Source organism: Nocardia sp. Root136, from assembly GCF_001427185.1.
Classification (GTDB): domain Bacteria; phylum Actinomycetota; class Actinomycetes; order Mycobacteriales; family Mycobacteriaceae; genus Nocardia; species Nocardia salmonicida.
Genome location: NZ_LMFE01000008.1, coordinates 112,751 through 131,306 on the forward strand (window position 1 = coordinate 112,751; position 18,556 = coordinate 131,306).

The window sequence follows — 18,556 nt, forward strand, 5'->3', positions numbered from 1 at the left end:
TCGACGAGTTCGACGACGAGTACCGTACGGGTTTCGACTGGCGCAGACTGCCGCGGTTCCTGCTGTACCGGCCGGGTCTGGTGCTCTCGGTGGTGACGCTCGTGCTGGTGGTGCTGGCCGCGGTGTGGCCGACGCTGTTCACCGCCCGCGATCCGCTGCTCGGCGTCCCGTCGGAGATCTTCGCGCCGCCCAGCGGACAGCACTGGTTCGGCACCGACGAACTCGGCCGTGACATGTTCACCCGCGTCGTGCACGGCACCGCGCTGTCGTTGCAGGCGACGGTGATCGCGGTGGCCGTCGCGTTCGTCGTCGGGGGCGCGATGGGCCTGATCGCCGGGTTCGTCGGCCGCTGGGTCGACGACGTGCTGATGCGCTTCGCCGATGTGCTGCTGTCGATTCCATCGCTGTTCCTGTCGTTGGCGCTGGTGACCGCGCTCGGCTACGGCACCGTGAAGGTGGCGATCGCGGTGGGTGTGGCCAGCGTGGCCGGCTTCGCCCGGGTGATGCGCGCGGAGGTGCTGCGATTACGGCAAGCGGTGTTCGTCGAGGCCGCGTGGTCGTCGGGGGCGCGCTGGTACACGGTGCTCGGCCGCCACGTTCTGCCGAACGCGATCGGCCCGGTGGTCGTGCTGGCCACGTTGGATCTCGGAACCGCCGTGCTGGCGGTGTCGTCGCTGAGCTTTCTCGGCTACGGCGCGGTGCCACCGGCGCCGGAGTGGGGCTCGCTCATCTCGAGCGGCCGGAACTATCTCGCCAACGCGTGGTGGATCTCGACGATGTCGGGCCTCATGGTGGCGTTCGTCGTGCTCGCGACCAACCGGATCGCGCGGGCACTCGATGGAGAGTGGGCGAATCGACGATGACCGGGAATCTGCTGGAAGTGCGTGGCCTGTCGATCTCCTACCGCACCAGCACCGGGCGGGTGCGCGCGGTAGGGGCGGTCGACCTCGACATCGCGCCGGGCGAGATCGTCGCGCTGGTCGGGGAATCCGGCTCGGGCAAGAGCTCGACCGCGCATGCCATCACCGGGTTGCTACCGGCCGCGGGGCACATCGACGCGGGACGGATCCAGTTCGGCAGCAGGGACTTGGCGCGAGCGGGAGACAGGGAGCTGCGCGCGATTCGTGGGGCGCAGATCGGCTTGATCCCGCAAGACCCCGGTGTCTCGCTGAATCCGGTGCAGCGCATCGGCACCCAGGTCGCCGAGGTACTGCTCATCCACGGCCTGGCGACCCGGCGTTCGGCGCCGGAGGCAGTGGTGGACCTGCTCGAGCGGGCCGGGATGCCCGACCCGAAGACCCGTGCCGACCAGTATCCGCACGAACTCTCCGGCGGCATGCGCCAGCGGGCGCTCATCGCGATAGCCATCGCCGCGAATCCGGCGCTGATCATCGCCGACGAGCCGACCAGCGCGCTGGATGTCACCGTGCAGCGCCGCATCCTCGACCACATCACGAGCCTGACCGAAACCCTCGGCACCGCAGTGCTTCTGGTTACCCATGACCTCGGAGTCGCCGCCGACCGTGCCCAGCGGATCGCGGTGATGTCGCGGGGCCGGATCGTGGAGAGCGGGCCGACCCGCGAGATACTCGACAACCCGCGCGATCCGTACACACAGCAGCTGTTGCGCAGCGTGCCCGGACGTGCCGGTGTCCGGGCCCGGCCATGTCGGCCGGGCACCGCACCGTTGCTCGCGGTCGAGAACCTGGTGAAGGAGTTCCCGCTGCCACGCGCGAAGATCCGCGCGAAGATCGTCCGTGCCGTCGACGGTGTGAGCTTCTCGCTGCACCGAGGGGAGACCCTGGCGCTGGTGGGGGAGTCGGGGTCGGGCAAGTCCACCACGGCCAGAATGATTCTGCGCCTGGCCCCACCGACGTCGGGGCGCGTTGTGTTCGACGGCGACGATGTGACGGCCAGCAAAGGCGCGCGATTGCGGGAGCTGCGGCGGCGCGCCCAGGTGATCTATCAGAATCCGTATGAGTCACTGGATCCGCGGTTCTCGATCCAGGACGTGATCAGCGAGCCGCTGCGGGTCTTCGGCGTCGGTGACCGCGCCTCGCGGGCGGCGCGGGCGCGCGAACTGCTCGACCGGGTCGCGCTTCCCGCGTCGACGCTGGGGCGCAGGCCCGCGGAGCTCTCCGGCGGACAGCGTCAGCGGGTCGCGATCGCCAGGGCGCTGGCCCTGTCGCCGGAGCTGGTGGTCTGCGACGAACCGGTCTCGGCGCTGGACGTCTCGGTGCAGGCGCAGATCCTCGACCTGTTCGCCGAGCTGCAAGCCGACACCGGCGTGGCCTACCTGTTCATCTCGCACGACCTGGCGGTGGTGCGCCAGATCGCCCATCGGGTCGCGGTCATGCGACAGGGCCGCATCGTCGAGATCGGGTCCACCGAGCAGCTTTTCGACGATCCGGCCCACGAATACACCCGTCAGCTGCTGGCCGCCATCCCCGGCACCGACCTCGTCGACGGGAGCTCAGGTGCCTGACAGCAGGCTCACCACGGGCGCCAGCTCACGCGCCGCGTCGTCGTCGAGAACGATGTAGGAGATGCCGAACTCGTCGCGAAGACGGCGCAGCTGATCGGCCGCCTGCGCGGGCGATCCGGTGAGCAGGTTCGGGGCGTCAGCGGGGATCGGCGGACCGATGGTGCTCGTCGGGGTGCTGAAGCGCAGCGCCCGTTCGATGTCGGAAAGCCGTGGGCCCGCCGCATTCTCGAGCCACTTGACCTGACGGGTGAGCTGGTCGCGGGAGAAGGTGCTGAACGCGACGGTGTCGGCTTCGGCCGCGGCGAGTTCGGTCGCCCGACGTCCGCCCGCGGCGAGCAGCAGCGGCACCTTCCTCGGCGGTGCGGGAACCAGGGTCGTTCCGGTGTTCGCGTAATGGGCGCCGGTCGCCTCGACCCGCTCACCACGAAACAGTGCGTTGACGATGCCCACCGACTCGGCGAGGCGCTCGAACCGAATCCGGTCGGACTCGGCCGCGATCCCGAGTTCGCCGTAGCCGATGGCGGTTTGACCCGCGCCGAGCCCGAGCTGGAAGCGGCCGCCCGACACCAGGTCCAGGGTGGCGGCTTCGCGGGCGACGACGAACGGATTGCGGAAGTCGTTGGCCAGCACCCACGTTCCGACGCCGAGCGTGGTCGTCGCCGCGGCGGCGTAGGCGAGCGCGGTCAGTGGCGCGGGCACCGGTGCGGGCAGGTCGGGCAGCAGCAAAGCCGAGATCCCGGTGTCCTCGGCCCATCGCGCGGTCGAGGTCCATGCCTTCGGGTCGGCGTGGGAAACGGTGACGAGGCCGAATCGAAAAGGTTGGTGGCTCACGAGTTCTCCGGTGTCCCGTAGGCGCGCAGGAAGGTGTCGACGGCCGCGGTGGCGACCGCGTGCATCTCGGCGGTGGAGACCTTGCGGGTGCCGAGGCGAGTGCGGCCCTCCATCGGGCCGGTGATCAGTACGAGGAACTGCTCGGCGGCGATCGCCGGATCGCTCGTACGCAGGTGGCCCGACAGTGACAAGCGCGCCAGCCGATCCGCGAGGGCGTCGCCGAGCTGATCAGAGGTTCGGCTCACCACGACATCGATCAGATCGGGGAACTGCGCGACCTGACCGTAGGTGAGCCAGCGCAGCGACCGGGACTGTTCGGTGCAGCAGGACCGGATCAGGCGGAACGCCACGTCTTCCAGGGTGGCGCGCAGATCCTCACCGGGGTTCCGCAATCGCTCGACCACCGCCAGGTTCTCGGCGAGCACCGCGTCGCTCACGGCGGCCAGCGTGTGCCGGAACAGCGTCTCCTTGTCGTTGAGGTGGTTGTAGATGGTCGGTTTGGCGACGCCGGCGACCTCGGCGATCTCCTGCACGCCGGCCTGGGCGTACCCGCGGCGCGCGAAGACGACGAACGCCGCGTCCAGAATCGCCTGCCGCTTGTCGATGCGTCCTCGCGAGGCCGACTGTCCGGTCGGCGTTGCTGCTACTGCCATACCTGAACCATAGCGCAATCGCGCCACAACTTGACTAGCGGGTTCATTCTTATATACCCGAGTTGCGGTGCTCGTATGGGAACATTAAAGTGAACCCGCAAGTTCAAGTCGATCTGTTCCACATCGGGAGAAATCTATGATGCAACCCCCAGGAGACAGCCTCGATCCGCGTGCGTGCCAGAGTGTTCGGCCGAGTGCAAGCCCTCGGTCGAACGATCGAGGCAGCGCGGTCGGTCTCGAGGCCGGGCCGTGGCTGGAGATCTTGCAGGCACCCGAGCGAAATGGGCTGACGGTGACCGAGGTGTGCCGTCGGTACAACATCTCGCGCAAGAGCTACTACAGCTATCTCGCGCGCTACCGGGCCCACGGGGTGGCGGGATTGGCGCCGCGGTCGCGCCGCCCGAAGAGTTTTCCCGCCCGCACCTCCGCCGATATCGAGGCCGTCGTGGTGCGAGTACGGCTGGACCGCCCGCAGTGGGGAGCGCGCAGAATCCGGGCGCATCTGCTGCGCGCCGGTTCGGGCCGCGTCCCGTCGGTGTCGACAGTGCACGCGATTCTGCGCCGTCACGGCCTGGTGGGCACGGGGTCGGCGAACGAGCAAGCGATGACCACACACCGGACACCTAGCCGCGCAGGGAGCTACACCTGATGACTACTTCGACTTCCACGCAGGACGATACGACCGAGGAGTTGTACCCGCGGCGCTGGGCCGCGATGATCGTGCTCGTTCTCGGCTTCACCCTCGATCTGCTGAATGTCACGATCGTCAACGTCGGACTACCGGCGATCCAAGCTGACCTCGGGGGAACTCCTTCACAAGTCGGCTGGATCGCCACGGCCTACCTGCTCGCCTTCGCGGCCACCCTGATCACCGCGGCCCGATTGGGCGACCTGTGGGGGCGCAAACGAGTATTTCTCGTCGGCTTGGTTCTGTTCGCGCTGGCCGGTGCCTGGTCCGCGCTCGCGAACAGTCCGGGCGAACTGATCGCCAGTCGCGCCGCGCAAGGCGCAGCCGCGGCGATTCTGGCGCCACAGGTTCTCTCCAGCCTGTTCGTTCTCTTCCGCGGACCCGAACGGGCCACTGTCCTGGGCATTTTCGGTGTTGCCGCGGGACTCGCGCAAGCCGGGGGATTGCTGCTCGGCGGCGTGCTCGTCACAGCGGACGTCGCCGGTCTCGGCTGGCGGGCGATCTTCTGGATCAGCGTCCCGGCCGCCCTGATCCTGGCGGGTCTGGGCGCGTGGCTGATCCCGGAGAGCCGCGCCGAAGGCGCGCTGCGGCCACGATGGCTCGCGGCGATCGCTCTGACCGCGGGGCTGGTGGCCATCGTGTTCCCGCTGTTGGAAGGTCGCACCTACGACTGGGCGCTCTGGATCTGGCTGCTGCTGGCCGCTGGTGTCGCCGCTGTCGCTCTGGTCGCCATCGGCGAGAACCGCAACGCCGATGCTCGCGCGGGTGCGCTGTTGCCGTTGGAGCTGCTGCGTGCGCGCATCAGCAGCGTCGCACTCGCCGTTCAGTTGGTCGCGTTCGCGGCCTTCAGTGGATTCCTGCTCGTGTTCGTCCTCTGGCTCCAAGAAGGCCAGGGCTACACGGCTTTGCGAGCCGGCGTGGTGACCGTGGCGTTCTCGATCGGCGGACTGGCGGTGGCCCCGCTGGTGGGCCGCCTCACCGTGCAGTTCGGCCGCTCGACTGTCATCGCGGGTGCCCTGTTCGGCGCCGTCGGGACCTTGGCGGTACTGGGCGCGGCTCTGACCTCGACCACAGACGTCAATCCGTGGCTGCTCGCGCCCGGTCTGTTCGTCATCGGTGTCGGCATCAACCTCGTCCAGCCGCCGTTGACGACGTTGTTCCTGTCGACGGTGCCGACGCGCTACGCGGGGTCGGCCTCAGGGATCTGGACCACTGGCCAACAGTTCGGTGGCGCAGTGGGTGTCGCGTCGCTGAGCGCCATCTTCTTCGGTGTCGTGGCCAGCGACGGCTACCGCGGCGCTCTGACGGCGTGCACGCTGACGATCAGCGCGGCGCTGGTGGTCAGTGCGGCGCTCAGCCTCGCTCTGCCTGCCCCGGCCGCCCAGTCGGAAGGAAACGGATAGCGCTGCCTGTCGTGGGCGACAGCCGGTCAGCCGGATGGTTCCACGCGGTCGCCGAGTAGGTCGTCGCGGCGGTCGCCCACGGTGGCGCGCAGTGCCTCGACGACCGCGGCGACTTCGGGGCGGCGCAGCGTTTCCGGGCGAGTGACGAGCCAGTAGGTGAGTTGGACACGGACCTCGTCGGGCAGGACGCGGATGAGGTCGGGGTGGCGGTCGGCCATGAAGCAGGGCAGTAGGCCGATGCCGGCCGCGGCTCGGGTGGCTTCCACATGGACGAAGACGTTGGTGGAGGAGACGGATCGGCGCATGGTGGGAGCGAAGGCGAGAGCCAGGTCGAGATCGTCGACCTGGAGGATGGATTCGATGAAGTAGACCAGCGGGTAGCGGGCGAGTTCGGCGACGGTGGTCGGGGTGCCGTGTTCGGCGAGGTAGTCGCGCGAGGCGTACAGGCGCAGGCAGTAGTCGCCGAGCTCGATCGCTACGGCGCGGTGTACCTGGGGTTTACCGACCACCACCTCGATGTCGAGGCCGGTTCGCTGGGTGGATGCTCGTCGGGTCGCGGCGATGATGTCGACGGCGACGCCCGGATGTCTGCGCTGCACGCGAGTGGCGGACGGCGGAGCCAGGTAGGCGCTGAAACCGTCGGTGGCCGAAATCCGCACCACCCCTTCGAGCGTGCGTTCGCCCGCGCTCGAGCCGAGCGATCGGACGGCCGCCTCGACGGCTTCGGCCGCGGTCAGCGCCTCACGTCCGAGGTCGGTGAGCTCCCAACCACCGGTGACCCTGGTCAGTACCCGCCCGCCCATGGCGTGCTCGAGGGCCGCGATGCGCCGCGAGATCGTCGTGTGGTTGATGCCCAGTTCCTCGGCGGCGGTGATGTAGCGCCCTGACCGGCCGACCGCGAGCAGAACCAGCAAATCGTCAGCGCTCGGTCTGCGCCCCGAAGTCGAGGAAGAATGGCTCACGTGTGCAGTTTCGCAGATTGCTGGTGCGAAACTGGCCATTGTCACCGAGATAGATCTGCACGAATACTCTCCTCACGGCTTGTGGGCCACGTCACAGTTGTCTGGTGATGTGGCCTGGAACATCGAAGGAGTAGTGCGATGAGCGTGCGGAACGCGATACGACCGACCGGCGACGACCCGGACGAGGCCCCCACCGGACTACGGCGGGTAGTGGCCGCCTCGATGGCGGGCACCGTCGTCGAGTGGTACGAGTTCTTCCTCTACGGCACCGCCGCGACCCTGGTGTTCAGCAAGGTGTTCTTCTCCAAGGACACCAGCGACCTCGACGCGATCCTGGCCGCCTTCGTCACCTACGCCGTCGGTTTCGCGGCGCGGCCGCTCGGCGGCATCGTCTTCGGCTACTTCGGCGACCGCTATGGCCGCAAACAGCTGTTGCAGGTGAGTCTGGTGCTCGTCGGCGCGGCGACCTTCCTGATGGGCTGTCTGCCGACCTTCGCCCAAATCGGTTACTGGGCACCGGCGATGCTGGTGATCCTGCGCTTCGTCCAGGGCTTCGCGATCGGCGGCGAATGGGGTGGTGCGGTGCTGCTGGTCGCCGAGCACAGCCCGAGTCGCAGTCGCGGTTTCTGGTCGAGCTGGCCGCAGGCCGGTGTGCCCGCGGGCAATCTGCTCGCCACGGTCGTGCTGCTGGTGCTGACCTCGACCCTGTCGGACGCGGCGTTCCTGAGTTGGGGCTGGCGCGTGGCGTTCTGGCTGTCGGCGGTGGTCGTGCTGGTCGGCTACTACGTGCGGACCAAAGTCACCGACGCCCCGATCTTCGTGGCCGCCCAGCAGACGATGGATCAGGCCAAGGCCGCGTCGTTCAGCCCGTTCGAGGTGCTGCGCAAGTACCCGCGCGGGGTGTTCACCGCGATGGGTCTGCGGTTCGGCGAGAACATCATGTACTACCTGGTCGTCACGTTCTCGATCACCTATCTCAAGGTTCACGTGCATGCCGACACCACGACCATCCTGTGGTGGCTGCTCATCGCCCACGCCGTGCACATGGCGGTGATTCCGTTGGCGGGCAGGCTCGGTGACCGTGTCGGGCGCCGCCCGGTCTACCTGGCCGGTGCCGTCGCCGCGGCCACCTGGGGCTTCTTCGCCTTCCCGATGATGGACAGCGGCAACAGCGCGATCATCTTGTCCGCCATCATCATCGGACTGGTGTTCCACGGGTTCATGTATGCCGGTCAGCCCGCGATCATGGCGGAGATGTTCCCGACTCGGATGCGCTACTCCGGTGTGTCGCTGGGTTATCAGGTCACCTCGATCGTGGCGGGTTCGCTGGCGCCGATCATCGCGGTCAAGCTGCTCGACGAGTTCGGTTCGTCGGTGCCGATCGCCTGGTACCTGGCGTTCGCGGCGACCGTCACTGTGATCGCGGTGCTGTGCGCCAAGGAGACCCGCGGTATCGACCTGGAATCTGTGGACCTCGCCGACGCCTCCGCCGAGAAAGGTGTTGCCGCATGACCGATCTCACGGGGCGTAAGGCACTGGTCACCGGAGGTGCGAGCGGCATCGGCGCGGCGTGCGCGCGCGAATTGGCCGCGCGGGGCGCCGAGGTCACCGTCGCCGATGTCGACGGAGTCGGGGCGAAAGCGGTCGCGCACGAGATCAGCGGACACGCTTGGAGTGTCGATCTGCTCGAGGTCGATGCCTTGGCCGAGTTGCGTCTCGACGTCGATATCCTCGTCAACAACGCGGGCGTGCAGAGCGTGAACCCCATCGAGGACTTCGCGCCGCATCGGTTTCGCGCCATGCAGACGCTGATGGTGGAAGTGCCGTTCCTGCTGATCCGTGCCGCCCTCCCGCACATGTACGCCAAGGATTTCGGGCGGATCGTGAACATCTCCTCGGTGCACGGGATCCGCGCCTCCCAGTTCAAGGTCGCGTATGTGACGGCCAAGCACGGGCTCGAGGGGCTGTCGAAGGTGACCGCGCTCGAAGGCGGTCCGCACGGGGTCACCAGCAACTGCGTCAGTCCCGGATATGTGCGAACGCCGTTGGTGGACAAGCAGATCGCTGAGCAGGCGGCCGCGCACGGGATCCCGGAGCAGGAGGTACTCGAGAAGGTGCTGCTCACCGAGAGCGCGATCAAGCGGTTGATCGAGCCGGAAGAGGTGGCGGCACTGGTCGGATGGCTCGCTTCCGACACCGCGGGCATGGTCACCGGCTCCTCCTATGTCATGGACGGAGGGTGGAGCGCGCGATGACCGCGGTGGGTGCCGGATAGGCACGACACTGGACCGGTAGCCCGTCAGTCGCCACGCACCCTGTGACTGACGGGTCGCTGCCGTCGGGGGCCTTTGGTTTCGTCAGGGCGTTCGGTGTGGGCGGTCGCGGATTTCGGCGAGGAACCGCTCGACGTCGTCAGGGTGTCGGAGCAGTAGCAGGTTTGCGTGGGGAGCGTGGTCGGCAATGGCGGTCGTGATCAGCGGGAGGCTGTGGCGGCGGTAGCCGATCAGCCAGCGCCAGAAGGTCAGGTTCTCGCGGGAGCGACGCAGGGCGCGCCATGCGCAGATCCAGAGGGGGAAGTCGAGCAGAACAATGGTGTCGGCGGTCTCGAGTCGCACCTCGAGTGCGTCGAAGGGGCCGAGATCGCCGTCGAGAATCCACCCTTCGGCGTCGGTGAGCCGCTGCTGGATCGCCCTCCATTGATCAGGGGGTAACGGTGTCAGGTCCGGTGGCCAGAAGTGCTTGTCGAGCTCGATGACCGGCAGTTCGATGGCGGCGCCGAGTCGGCGGGCGAGGGTCGACTTGCCTGCGCCGCCGCGACCCAGGATCACGATTCGCTGCACGCTGCCTCCGTGTCGGATTCCGCGGTGGGTGGTCGACAATGCTGTTCGGTTCTCAGCATGACGTAGGGGACGTCGCTGCGGCATCTGGCCAGGCAGATGAGGGCGGCGTAGAAGGTGGGGTCGATCGTGGGCGGAGGCGCGATCTACGCAAGATTCGCCAGCAAGAGCGCTTGTTGTGGACGCTTGTTCATGTTGTAATCCAGATGTTTGCTGGTGGATGTCGGCGGCGCTTCGTGACCGGTGTGCCGGAGTGGCGCCGACACTGTTCGAAAGGTGGGGGACGGGATGGCGCGACGCATGGAAAACGGATCGGAGACGATCGTGGGGGCCATCGGAGATCTCCCCGCGGTGGAGCTCGCGGACAGTCCGCTGACCGCTGACCGCGTCGAACGGCTGAGCTCGGCGGCCCGGCACCGGATCGCGGCGTTCGTGCACACCACCCTCGCTGATCTGGACGAGCTACCCGAGCCCTGGGTCCCGCCCATCGACGTGACCTCGAGGTTGGCCGACCGCGAGCAATAGCGACCCATTGTCGAGCGGCCCTCGTTCGACAGTTGGCACCCCGGTCGGCATGTTAGCGATACATCACACCGCTGGAATCGTTCGCGATACGTGGCGTGCGTGGCGAACTACCCCCGGTCGGATAGCGTCGGGCGCCCATCACCGTGCCCTCGCCGAGGAAGACACGGTGATCGCGACCGAGGGTTACCGGAAGAGGGCGGTGACGTCGACAGTGGCCGCCATCGCGGCGGCGCCCTCGTCGTTGAGGTGCATGCCGTCACCGCTGTCGAACTCGGGACGGATGTAGTCGGGGCGCTCGGGGTCGGACACGGCACGGTCGACGTCGAAGACCGAGTCGAAGACATCGGTGGTGCGCAGCCATTCGTTGACGGCCTGGCGGGTCGGCTGGGTTTCCAGCAGGGGCATGCCGGGGTAGACGCAACCGGCGTACGGGCCGATGGTGGCCGCGTGGATACGCAGTCCGACGGCGTGCGCGCGGTCGGCCAGGTCGATGAAGCCGGCGATCAGTTCCTCACTGGTCGCGGAGGACTGTCCGCCCATCGCGCCGAGGATGAGGTCGTTGATACCGAAAGTGATCAGGACGTCGGTGACGCCGGGGACCTGCAACGCGTCGGAATCGAAACGGCCCGAACCGGATTCGCCGATCTGGTCGGCGGTGAGGCGATTGCCGGAGATCCCGTTGTTGACCACCCAACCCCGGGTGAGCCGGGCGTTGAGTGCGTCGACCGAGCGGCGATTGGCGCTCTGCGTAGTACCGAAGCCCTCGAACCAGGAGTCGCCGAACGCGACGGCGACCGACGGCGGGTCGGTGACCAGCACGTCGATCCCGGTGACGAAGAAGCGGAACGGGACCTCTTGCGCGTCACTGAGTTCCACATCCGCGGTGTGGTCGCCGGTGACGATATAGGCGATCTCGCCGGGTTGGTGGGAGAAGGTGGCAAGCCCGGTCGGCGTGGGGAGGTACAGGCTGAGCAGCAGGTCTTCGCCCGAGGCGACAGGCAGGGCGATCGGATCGCTCACGAGCTCGGCGCCCGCGTCGATGGTGACCTGTGCCGCGCCGTCGAAGGTGATCTCGTGATCGGCGATGATCGCCGATCCGGTCTTGCGCGCTGCGATGCGTGCGGCGCCGATCCGCAGGGGCGCGACCCCGTATCGGTTGGTCAACCGCACGCGTACCGCCTCGCCGCCACCTGTCATATGTACGACGTGGCGCACGGTTTCGTCGGCGAACTCCCGTGACTCGGCGAGCTTGATCTGCTCGTTCGGGGCGATGACACCGGTCCGGAACCCGGCGACCCACATGTTGCGCTGCATGATCTCTCCGATATTTGCTGTGCGGAATAATGCTTACGCATAGGTCTACTCGGATGTATTCCTCGTGTCAACTATCCGCATGGCAAATATCGGCTAAGCTCGCCTCATGTCCGTCCACGAGCTGTTCGACGACCCCCGCTTCACCATCTCCGGCTTGCTCTTCGAGGCGCACAGCGGTCTGATCGCGAAGCTCGAGCCGACCTGGAAAGCGCACGGCCTGTCCGGTCTGGACCTCAACGCCCTGCTGAGACTGAGTCGCTCCCCGAACAACCGCCTACGGATGTCGGATCTCGCCACTCAAACCGAGCTCTCGACCAGCGGCGTCACCCGTGTGGTCGACCGCCTTGCCACTGCGGGATTGATAGAACGCCAGCTAGACCCGACCGACCGCCGCAGCGCTTACGCGGCCTTGACCGACGCCGGCGTCCGCCGCCTCGAACAGGTCCTTCCCGATTACCTTGCCGCCCTCGAACAATGGCTCACCGGCCTGCTGACCCCCGAGCAACTCGACGGCTTGAGCACCGGCCTGCGCGTGATCCGCGATGCCACGAACCCGGCCGCTACCGCTGTGTCCGACCGATCGTGAGGCTGTCACGGTCTCCGCAGGGCCAGCCGGGTAACTGATCGGCGCAACTGTCATGGCGCGGGGGTGGTTTCGAGGTCGAATCGGAACCCGGATCGCAGGGCCGCCGTGGCGGACATCCCGAACATGCGGTGGAAGGTTTCGCTGAAATGGGAGGGTGTGGCGAACCCCGCGTCTGTCGCCGATCGGGTCAGATCGTGGCCGGCGGCGACATCGCGCAGCGCGTGGATGACGCGGGCCCACTGCTGGTAGCGGCGGAAGGTGGTCCCGTACTGCTGGACGAACAAGCGAAGGAAGTGCGAGGTGGACAGGCCCAGGTTCGCGGCGATCGGTTCGGCCCGGAATGCCTGATCCGGGTGCTGTCGGATCGCGGCTGCCACGCGCTCGATGCGCGGATCGATCTTCGCGGGGAGACCTGCGCCCGCCAGTGCCATGATTCGACCCGGGTCCGCGTCCGGTAGCCAACATTGTTCGACCAGCTCACGCTCGCGAAGGTGGTCGAATCCGTACGGTCCCTCGGTGGTCGCCATCTGTCCTTCGATGCCCGAGGCATGCGACCACAGGAGAAGGATCGGTTTGTCGAGGGTGTTCACCCGGTGCACCGCGCGAGCAGGGGCGTACGCACTTCGAGTGAGGATCTCGCCGTGGGTGGCGGTCTCGAGGACGAACGGCCCGTCGAGCCCGATACTGAGGACCGCGACAGAGGTGGAATGCAGGTCGACGCCGAGTTCGGGCCCGATGTACCCGGCATGACCCGGCCGGATCCAGACCACCGGTGACCGCGCCGGACCACACGATTTCGACAGCGCACCCTCGGTCACACCTGCCAGGGTATCGGTGCGCCGCAAGGGAACCGACGCGCGAGTGACGTGGAATCGGTCGTCGTGCGGTCGCGCTGGGGAAAAGCAGGCGGGTCGGCTTCAGGGGAGTGAATGGTAACCGGTTAAGGTGCCGACCCGCCTGCAATCCATTCGTTGACACGATCGGCACGGATGGGGGTGTTCTCGAGCAGCGATGGTGAAGTCCCGCACCATAACTCGTACAAGGTGGCTGCTCGGCTCACCGCAAGCCCGGAGAGTGCCGGGCCTGCGGTGGGGAGTGGGTCAGGGCAGGGGAACCCAGGTGCCGAAGAACCAGAAGCCGTGTTGCGGCGCGTCGTTCTGGTGATGCTCCGGCTGTTGCTGCGGCCGGTGCTGCTGGCCCTGCTCGGGCCGCTGCTGGTCGTGCCCGCCCGGATCCGCGCTCGCCACGCTCGCTGTCGCGCCGAGCACCCCGAGGGCCAGCGCGCCCGCCACCGCGGTCTTGGCCAGTGTCGATGTCATCCTCATGCGCGTTCCTCCAGATCGTCGATCTCACTGCCGAGATCATCGGCCGGCCGAAGTGCTCGGCCGATAGCTGAATCTTCGCGGCGCAACTGTCGAGCCCGGTGGGACGCGGCTGGGAGTCGGCTGTGTATCGGCGCCGACCCTCGACGGAGCCGACGTTGCTACAGTTCACCAGCCGTGGTGTTCGGGAAACCGGTGTAGAACCGGTGCGGCCCTCGCCACTGTGATCGGGAGTTGTGAATCGATCCGGACGACGTGTGTCGTCCGGAGCCACTGGGGCACCTGCCCTGGGAAGGTGGATTCACCGCGCACTATCCCGTCAGCCAGGAGACCGGCCACGGCTACGCAGTACCCCATTCCACGAGGACCTGGAAGGCCGTCTCTTGACCCGCTCTGTTTTCGCGCGCCTACGTTCCGGCGCGTTGCTCGCCTGCACGATTGTTCTAGCCGGTTGCGGTGTGCAACCGACCTCCGATACGGGCGGCGCAGCTGTTGTCACCCGCGTGAACTGTGGAATCGACGTCGCTGTCGACGGCCCACCGCAGCGGATCTACGCGGCGTATCAGCCCTCGATCGAGATCGCGCACGCGCTCGGCGTCACCGATCGGCTGGTGGGCACAGCATTCCTGGACTCCGCCGTGCTTGCGGAATATGTCGCCGCGCAGGCACGCTCGCCCTACGTCGAGAAGCTGCCGAGTCGCGACGAACTGCTCGCCCAGCGACCCGACTTCGTCATGTCGGGTTTCAACGGGGTGTTCGCCTCCTCGGCGCAGAACAGCGTCGGGACCAGGGCAAGCTTGAACGAGTTGGGCGTGCGCAGCTGGGTGCTGAGCCCGCTGTGCCCCAGTGCCGACGGACTCGCCGATGAAGCGATCGACCCCGATACCGTGCGCTTCGAGAACGTGTACGCCGACCTGCGCGACCTCGGTGCCCTGTGGGGTGCCTCCGAGCGCGCCGAAGAAGTTGTCACGCAGCTGAGTTCGCGCATCGACGCGGTCCGCGCGAAGGTCGGCAACGCCGTGAAGCCCCGGGTCGCGGTCGTCACCCCCAAAGATGACGGCTCCTACACCGTGGCAGGCGGCATCGACTTCATCACCCAGATCATCGAAGCCGCAGGCGGAGTGAATGCCTTCGCCGATCTCACCGCCAAGCGCAATGTGCCCGTCGGCGCGGAAGAGCTCATCGCCCGTGACCCCGACATCATCCTCACCAGCCTGTGCTGCAAGGCGACCTACACACGCGCCGACGGACAACCCCAGGTCGACAAGATCGTCGGAAACCCGGCCTTCGCGAATCTGGCGGCCGTGCGCAACGCGACCGTGCACCCGTTCCTGTTCGCCGACCGGGCGGCAGGCGTGCGGATCGCGCACGCGACCGAACTGGTCGCCGAATTGATCCATCCCGAGTTGTTCCGGCGGTGACGCGCACCGCTCGCGGCACCGGTCTGATCCTGGCCGGCGCCGCGCTGGCGGCTGCCTGCGTGGCGTCCATCCTGATCGGTGCACACCCGCTCACCCTCGACCAGGCCGCGGTCGCGTTCACCGATTTTCAGGGGACCGACACCGACCGGGTCGTGCGCTACATCAGGCTGCCCAGAACTGTCGCGGGCCTGCTCGCGGGTATCGCGTTGGCGCTGGCGGGCGCGGTGATGCAGGGGCTCACCCGCAACCCGCTGGCCGGACCGGGCCTGCTCGGCATCAACGCGGGCGCCTCGCTGGCGATCGTGATCGCGATGGGTGCGCTCGGCCTCACGGCGACGGGCGGATTCATCTGGTTCGGCTTCCTCGGCGCCGCGATCGCCGCCGCGCTCGTCTACACGCTGGGATCGTTGGGGTTCGGCGGCGCGACGCCGGTGAAACTGGCGCTCGCGGGCGCGGCCTGCACCGCATTGTGTGGGTCGATCACCACGGCGATCACCCTGCTCGACCGGACCCTGTTCGACAACTTCCGATTCTGGGTGGTGGGCTCGTTGGCTCGCGCGGACATCGAATCCGTGTGGGGGACGGTGCCGTTCATCGCTGCCGGGTCGTTGCTGGCGGTCGTGGTGGCACGGCCGTTGAACGCCGTCGCCATCGGTGACGACATGGCGCGCACGCTCGGCACCCGACTGGTCGCGACGCGCGCGATCGGTGCGTTGAGCGTGGTGCTGCTCGCAGGGTCTGCGGTGGCGATCGCCGGACCGATCGCCTTCATCGGCTTGGTGATCCCGCACATCGCCCGATTCTTCGCCGGACACGACTACCGGTGGATTCTGCTGTGGTGTGCGCTGCTGGGTCCGACGCTGCTGTTGGCGGCCGACATTCTCGGACGGATGCTGGCGCGGCCACAGGAAATCCAGGTCGGCATCATCACCGCCTTCGCGGGCTCGCCGTTCTTCCTCTATCTCGTGCGCAATCGAAAGGTGGCCACCCTGTGACGCGCACCGAGCGCGGCGTACTGCCCAGCGGCACGTTGTTGCTGCGAACACCCGCCCGGCGCATCGTCTTTCGCGTCGGGAAACGGTCCGCGGTCCTGACTGTGCTGATCACGGCGGCCGCGGTGGCGGTGGCGGCGTGGTCACTCACGATCGGCTACTACCCGCTCACCGTCGCCGACGTGATCCGGGTACTCGGTGGCGGTGGCACGCTCATCGAGTACGACGTGGTGGTGGCCGACCGGTTGCCACGCGTGCTCACCGGACTGTGTGTCGGCGCGGCCTTCGCGATATCGGGGGCGATCCTGCAACGGATCGCGACCAACCCACTGGTGAGCCCCGAGATCATCGGGATCAACGCGGGCGCCTCACTGGGCGCGTTGGTGGTGAGCGTGTTGCTCGGCGGCGCCGGACTGGGGCTGGTCGGCGGCGCGGTGCTCGGCGCCGGGGTGGCCATGGCGCTGATCCTGGCCGTGGCCACCAAGGACGGACTCGACGGCTATCGACTCGTGCTCGTCGGCATCGGCGTCACAGCGATGCTGTCCTCGGCCATCGCGTTCATCCTGACCATCGCCGACAACTACCAGGCGCATACGGCCGCCATGTGGCTCACCGGCAGCTTGGCCAACCGCGATTGGAGCCACGTCGGCTTCGCCGCGGCGGCACTGGTAGTGGTCGTGCCGCCGCTGATCGTTCTCGCTCGCTCGTTGCCGCTGCTGGAAATGGGCGACGACCTCGCGAACTCGCTGGCCGGGCGGCGCGGCCCGCACCGCATCACGCTCATCGTCGTCGCGGCCGCCGCCGCGACCCTGGCGACGGCCGCGGCCGGGCCGATCAGTTTCGTCGCCTTGGTGGCGCCGCAGATCGCACGACGGTTGCTGGCCGAACGCGGTGCCGGGCTCGCGCCCGCGGCGGCCACCGGGGCGTTGCTGGTGGTCGCCGCCGACCTGGCCGCCCGGCGGCTGTTCCCGGCGGAACTCCCTGTCGGGGTGGTGACGGCCATCCTCGGCGCTCCCGTTCTCATCTACCTCCTCGCCCGCGCAACCCGGATCGGACACGCTGGATGACCGCACACTTGACCACCGAGGGACTCGCGCTCGGCTACGGCGACACCGCGATCGTCACCGACGCCACCGTCGACTTCCCGACCGGTGCGATCACTGTCATCGTCGGCCGCAACGGCTGCGGCAAGTCGACCCTGCTGCGGGGCCTGGCCCGACTGATCGCGCCGACGGCGGGCGCGGTCCTGCTCGACGGCGCCGATATCGCACCGCAGCCCGCGCGCACGGTCGCCCGTCGGCTCGGCATGTTGCCGCAACAACCTGTAGTGCCCGACAGCATTACTGTGGGTGAACTCGTCGGCCGCGGTCGCCATCCGCACCAACGCTGGTTCCGTCAGTGGTCGGCGCAGGACGGTGAGGCCGTGCGAAAAGCGTTGGTGGCCACCGACACTCTCGAGTTGATCGACCGACCGGTGGATCAACTCTCCGGCGGTCAGAAACAACGGGTGTGGATCGCGCTCGCGCTGGCGCAGGACCCCGAGGTGATGCTGCTCGACGAACCGACGACCTTTCTCGACCTGGCGCACCAACTCGACGTTCTCGACGTCCTGCGAAACCTGTTGCCACGCACCATCATCGTGGTCCTGCACGACCTCAACCTCGCCGCCCGCTACGCCGACCACCTCGTCGCCGTGCAGGACGGTCGCGTGGTCGCTCAGGGTTCACCCGCCGAGATCGTGCGCCCCGAGCTGATCGCGGCAGTCTTCGGCATCGACTGCACGGTGATCGACGATCCGATGACGGGCACACCGCTGGTGATTCCGGCCGGGCGAACGGTGCGCACCGCATGACGCGCCGGTATGTCCTCATCGCCCGGCCGACTCCGTCGGGCGTCGATCTCCCGTCCGTCGAAGCTCTGGCGCAGGCCTGCGGGGTCGACTACGCGCTCCTCGACCAGCAGGAGCCGACCATCCACACCGCACTCGACACCGCCGCCCGCGACGCATCGCCGGTCACGCTGATCCCGCTCGCCGTACCACGCGACCGCTACCTCGAGACCTGGATCGCGCGGGCGGTGGCGAACTGGAGGGAAACCCGCGCGAGCGACCTGGACGTGCGAATCACCGACGGCATCGACACCGCCGCCGGGTTCGCCGATGTGGTGCGTTCGAGGATGTCCGAGGACGGCGCACCGGTGACGGCGAGCCCGCGGGCCTTCCGCAGCCCGGCCTGGTCGGAAATCCCCGACCACACCGCGCACATCCTGGTCTGTCGAGGCCCCCGCTGCACCGTGTACGGCGCGGGCGAGCTGCACCGAACTCTGCGCCGCGACCACCCCGACGCCCTGATCACCCCGACCGGCTGCCTCAACCCGTGCAACCTGGGCCCGCTCTACATCACCTACCCGGACGGGGAATGGCACACGAACGGGGTACGCGGGGGTGACCCCATCGGTGCCGCGCGCGATAGCCTGACGGAATGATCGAGGACGAGCCGACCACGATCCACCCCGACCGGGCTGCGCGGCAGTCGAGA

Annotated in this window: 20 protein-coding genes and 1 riboswitch; of the genes, 13 read left to right on the forward strand and 7 right to left on the reverse strand. The window is 67.9% G+C overall.

What is annotated here, in order from left to right; translation table 11 throughout:
• Positions 1–47 precede the first annotated feature (47 nt).
• Together ASD42_RS21675 and ASD42_RS21680 are read left to right on the forward strand one after the other, a co-directional pair.
• On the forward strand, positions 48–863 hold the full coding sequence (locus tag ASD42_RS21675) for an ABC transporter permease (protein ID WP_327153393.1): 816 nt from the start codon (positions 48–50) through the stop codon (positions 861–863).
• Positions 860–2,485 carry a dipeptide ABC transporter ATP-binding protein gene (locus tag ASD42_RS21680; protein ID WP_056819564.1) on the forward strand — a complete coding sequence of 542 codons (1,626 nt, stop codon included), beginning with the start codon at positions 860–862 and terminating at the stop codon, positions 2,483–2,485. The genes ASD42_RS21675 and ASD42_RS21680 overlap by 4 nt, the downstream gene beginning before the upstream one ends.
• Here ASD42_RS21680 and ASD42_RS21685 read toward each other — a convergent pair.
• Positions 2,474–3,316, reverse strand: a complete 843-nt coding sequence (locus tag ASD42_RS21685; protein ID WP_056819567.1) for an LLM class flavin-dependent oxidoreductase — start codon at positions 3,314–3,316, stop codon at positions 2,474–2,476. The two genes, ASD42_RS21680 and ASD42_RS21685, sit on opposite strands and share 12 nt — an antisense overlap.
• The gene (locus ASD42_RS21690) at positions 3,313–3,969 is read right to left on the reverse strand and encodes a TetR/AcrR family transcriptional regulator (RefSeq protein WP_056819570.1); all 657 of its coding nucleotides are present in this window, start codon (positions 3,967–3,969) and stop codon (positions 3,313–3,315) included. The genes ASD42_RS21685 and ASD42_RS21690 overlap by 4 nt, the downstream gene beginning before the upstream one ends.
• A gap of 139 nt (positions 3,970–4,108) precedes the next feature.
• On the opposite strand from ASD42_RS21690, the gene ASD42_RS21695 reads away from it, so the two are divergent.
• Positions 4,109–4,618, forward strand: a complete 510-nt coding sequence (locus ASD42_RS21695) for a helix-turn-helix domain-containing protein (RefSeq protein ID WP_268793546.1) — start codon at positions 4,109–4,111, stop codon at positions 4,616–4,618.
• Entirely contained in the window at positions 4,618–6,060 is a 1,443-nt protein-coding gene (locus ASD42_RS21700) for an MFS transporter (RefSeq protein ID WP_056819574.1), read from the forward strand. The genes ASD42_RS21695 and ASD42_RS21700 overlap by 1 nt, the downstream gene beginning before the upstream one ends.
• Before the next feature lie 26 nt (positions 6,061–6,086).
• Here ASD42_RS21700 and ASD42_RS21705 read toward each other — a convergent pair whose 3' ends face one another.
• A complete protein-coding gene (locus ASD42_RS21705; protein ID WP_056819577.1) occupies positions 6,087–7,061 on the reverse strand; it encodes a LysR family transcriptional regulator in 975 nt (324 codons plus the stop codon).
• Between the two features lie 99 nt (positions 7,062–7,160).
• Here ASD42_RS21705 and ASD42_RS21710 point away from each other — a divergent pair, with 99 nt between their 5' ends.
• Both ASD42_RS21710 and ASD42_RS21715 read left to right on the forward strand, forming a co-directional pair.
• Positions 7,161–8,534, forward strand: a complete 1,374-nt coding sequence (locus ASD42_RS21710; protein WP_056819580.1) for an MFS transporter — start codon at positions 7,161–7,163, stop codon at positions 8,532–8,534.
• On the forward strand, positions 8,531–9,277 hold the full coding sequence (locus tag ASD42_RS21715) for a 3-hydroxybutyrate dehydrogenase (RefSeq protein WP_056819581.1): 747 nt from the start codon (positions 8,531–8,533) through the stop codon (positions 9,275–9,277). Before ASD42_RS21710 ends, ASD42_RS21715 begins: the two co-directional genes overlap by 4 nt.
• Positions 9,278–9,379: 102 nt before the next feature.
• Here the strand turns inward: ASD42_RS21715 and ASD42_RS21720 are convergent, their stop codons facing one another.
• On the reverse strand, positions 9,380–9,862 hold the full coding sequence (locus tag ASD42_RS21720; protein ID WP_056819585.1) for an adenylate kinase: 483 nt from the start codon (positions 9,860–9,862) through the stop codon (positions 9,380–9,382).
• A 297-nt stretch (positions 9,863–10,159) separates the two neighbouring features.
• Here ASD42_RS21720 and ASD42_RS21725 point away from each other — a divergent pair, with 297 nt between their 5' ends.
• Positions 10,160–10,384, forward strand: a complete 225-nt coding sequence (locus ASD42_RS21725) for a hypothetical protein (RefSeq protein WP_056819588.1) — start codon at positions 10,160–10,162, stop codon at positions 10,382–10,384.
• A gap of 183 nt (positions 10,385–10,567) precedes the next feature.
• On the opposite strand, the gene ASD42_RS21730 is transcribed toward ASD42_RS21725, so the two are convergent.
• Positions 10,568–11,698: a GDSL-type esterase/lipase family protein gene (locus ASD42_RS21730; RefSeq protein ID WP_056819591.1), complete on the reverse strand. Its 1,131-nt coding sequence runs from the start codon at positions 11,696–11,698 to the stop codon at positions 10,568–10,570.
• A gap of 106 nt (positions 11,699–11,804) precedes the next feature.
• On the opposite strand from ASD42_RS21730, the gene ASD42_RS21735 reads away from it, so the two are divergent.
• Positions 11,805–12,284 carry a MarR family winged helix-turn-helix transcriptional regulator gene (locus tag ASD42_RS21735; RefSeq protein ID WP_056819594.1) on the forward strand — a complete coding sequence of 160 codons (480 nt, stop codon included), beginning with the start codon at positions 11,805–11,807 and terminating at the stop codon, positions 12,282–12,284.
• A 50-nt stretch (positions 12,285–12,334) separates the two neighbouring features.
• Here ASD42_RS21735 and ASD42_RS21740 read toward each other — a convergent pair whose 3' ends face one another.
• Together ASD42_RS21740 and ASD42_RS21745 are read right to left on the reverse strand one after the other, a co-directional pair.
• Entirely contained in the window at positions 12,335–13,102 is a 768-nt protein-coding gene (locus ASD42_RS21740) for an AraC family transcriptional regulator (RefSeq protein ID WP_063893710.1), read from the reverse strand.
• Positions 13,103–13,384: 282 nt separating this feature from the next.
• The gene (locus ASD42_RS21745; RefSeq protein WP_200950488.1) at positions 13,385–13,609 is read right to left on the reverse strand and encodes a hypothetical protein; all 225 of its coding nucleotides are present in this window, start codon (positions 13,607–13,609) and stop codon (positions 13,385–13,387) included.
• Between the two features lie 158 nt (positions 13,610–13,767).
• Positions 13,768–13,960: riboswitch (cobalamin riboswitch) on the forward strand.
• Positions 13,961–14,109: 149 nt separating this feature from the next.
• Here ASD42_RS21745 and ASD42_RS21750 point away from each other — a divergent pair.
• Genes ASD42_RS21750 through ASD42_RS21770 form a run of 5 tightly spaced genes read left to right on the forward strand, consistent with a single transcriptional unit; the run spans position 14,110 to position 18,503 of the window.
• The gene (locus tag ASD42_RS21750; protein ID WP_235569763.1) at positions 14,110–15,027 is read left to right on the forward strand and encodes an ABC transporter substrate-binding protein; all 918 of its coding nucleotides are present in this window, start codon (positions 14,110–14,112) and stop codon (positions 15,025–15,027) included.
• Positions 15,024–16,022: a FecCD family ABC transporter permease gene (locus ASD42_RS21755; protein ID WP_235569764.1), complete on the forward strand. Its 999-nt coding sequence runs from the start codon at positions 15,024–15,026 to the stop codon at positions 16,020–16,022. The genes ASD42_RS21750 and ASD42_RS21755 overlap by 4 nt, the downstream gene beginning before the upstream one ends.
• A complete protein-coding gene (locus ASD42_RS21760) occupies positions 16,019–17,086 on the forward strand; it encodes a FecCD family ABC transporter permease (protein ID WP_200950489.1) in 1,068 nt (355 codons plus the stop codon). Before ASD42_RS21755 ends, ASD42_RS21760 begins: the two co-directional genes overlap by 4 nt.
• A complete protein-coding gene (locus ASD42_RS21765; protein WP_056819606.1) occupies positions 17,083–17,871 on the forward strand; it encodes an ABC transporter ATP-binding protein in 789 nt (262 codons plus the stop codon). The genes ASD42_RS21760 and ASD42_RS21765 overlap by 4 nt, the downstream gene beginning before the upstream one ends.
• A complete protein-coding gene (locus ASD42_RS21770; protein WP_056819608.1) occupies positions 17,868–18,503 on the forward strand; it encodes a (2Fe-2S) ferredoxin domain-containing protein in 636 nt (211 codons plus the stop codon). The genes ASD42_RS21765 and ASD42_RS21770 overlap by 4 nt, the downstream gene beginning before the upstream one ends.
• Positions 18,504–18,556: the final 53 nt, after the last annotated feature.

What these genes read in the sequence shown, in the direction of transcription:
- ASD42_RS21680 (WP_056819564.1), top strand. Translation starts at nt 860, where the DNA reads ATGACCGGGAATCTGCTGGAAGTGCGTGGCCTGTCGATCTCCTACCGC.
- ASD42_RS21690 (WP_056819570.1), bottom strand. Translation starts at nt 3,969, where the DNA reads ATGGCAGTAGCAGCAACGCCGACCGGACAGTCGGCCTCGCGAGGACGC.
- ASD42_RS21695 (WP_268793546.1), top strand. Translation starts at nt 4,109, where the DNA reads ATGCAACCCCCAGGAGACAGCCTCGATCCGCGTGCGTGCCAGAGTGTT.
- ASD42_RS21700 (WP_056819574.1), top strand. Translation starts at nt 4,618, where the DNA reads ATGACTACTTCGACTTCCACGCAGGACGATACGACCGAGGAGTTGTAC.
- ASD42_RS21705 (WP_056819577.1), bottom strand. Translation starts at nt 7,061, where the DNA reads ATGGCCAGTTTCGCACCAGCAATCTGCGAAACTGCACACGTGAGCCAT.
- ASD42_RS21710 (WP_056819580.1), top strand. Translation starts at nt 7,161, where the DNA reads ATGAGCGTGCGGAACGCGATACGACCGACCGGCGACGACCCGGACGAG.
- ASD42_RS21715 (WP_056819581.1), top strand. Translation starts at nt 8,531, where the DNA reads ATGACCGATCTCACGGGGCGTAAGGCACTGGTCACCGGAGGTGCGAGC.
- ASD42_RS21725 (WP_056819588.1), top strand. Translation starts at nt 10,160, where the DNA reads ATGGAAAACGGATCGGAGACGATCGTGGGGGCCATCGGAGATCTCCCC.
- ASD42_RS21730 (WP_056819591.1), bottom strand. Translation starts at nt 11,698, where the DNA reads ATGCAGCGCAACATGTGGGTCGCCGGGTTCCGGACCGGTGTCATCGCC.
- ASD42_RS21735 (WP_056819594.1), top strand. Translation starts at nt 11,805, where the DNA reads ATGTCCGTCCACGAGCTGTTCGACGACCCCCGCTTCACCATCTCCGGC.
- ASD42_RS21745 (WP_200950488.1), bottom strand. Translation starts at nt 13,609, where the DNA reads ATGAGGATGACATCGACACTGGCCAAGACCGCGGTGGCGGGCGCGCTG.
- ASD42_RS21765 (WP_056819606.1), top strand. Translation starts at nt 17,083, where the DNA reads ATGACCGCACACTTGACCACCGAGGGACTCGCGCTCGGCTACGGCGAC.
- ASD42_RS21770 (WP_056819608.1), top strand. Translation starts at nt 17,868, where the DNA reads ATGACGCGCCGGTATGTCCTCATCGCCCGGCCGACTCCGTCGGGCGTC.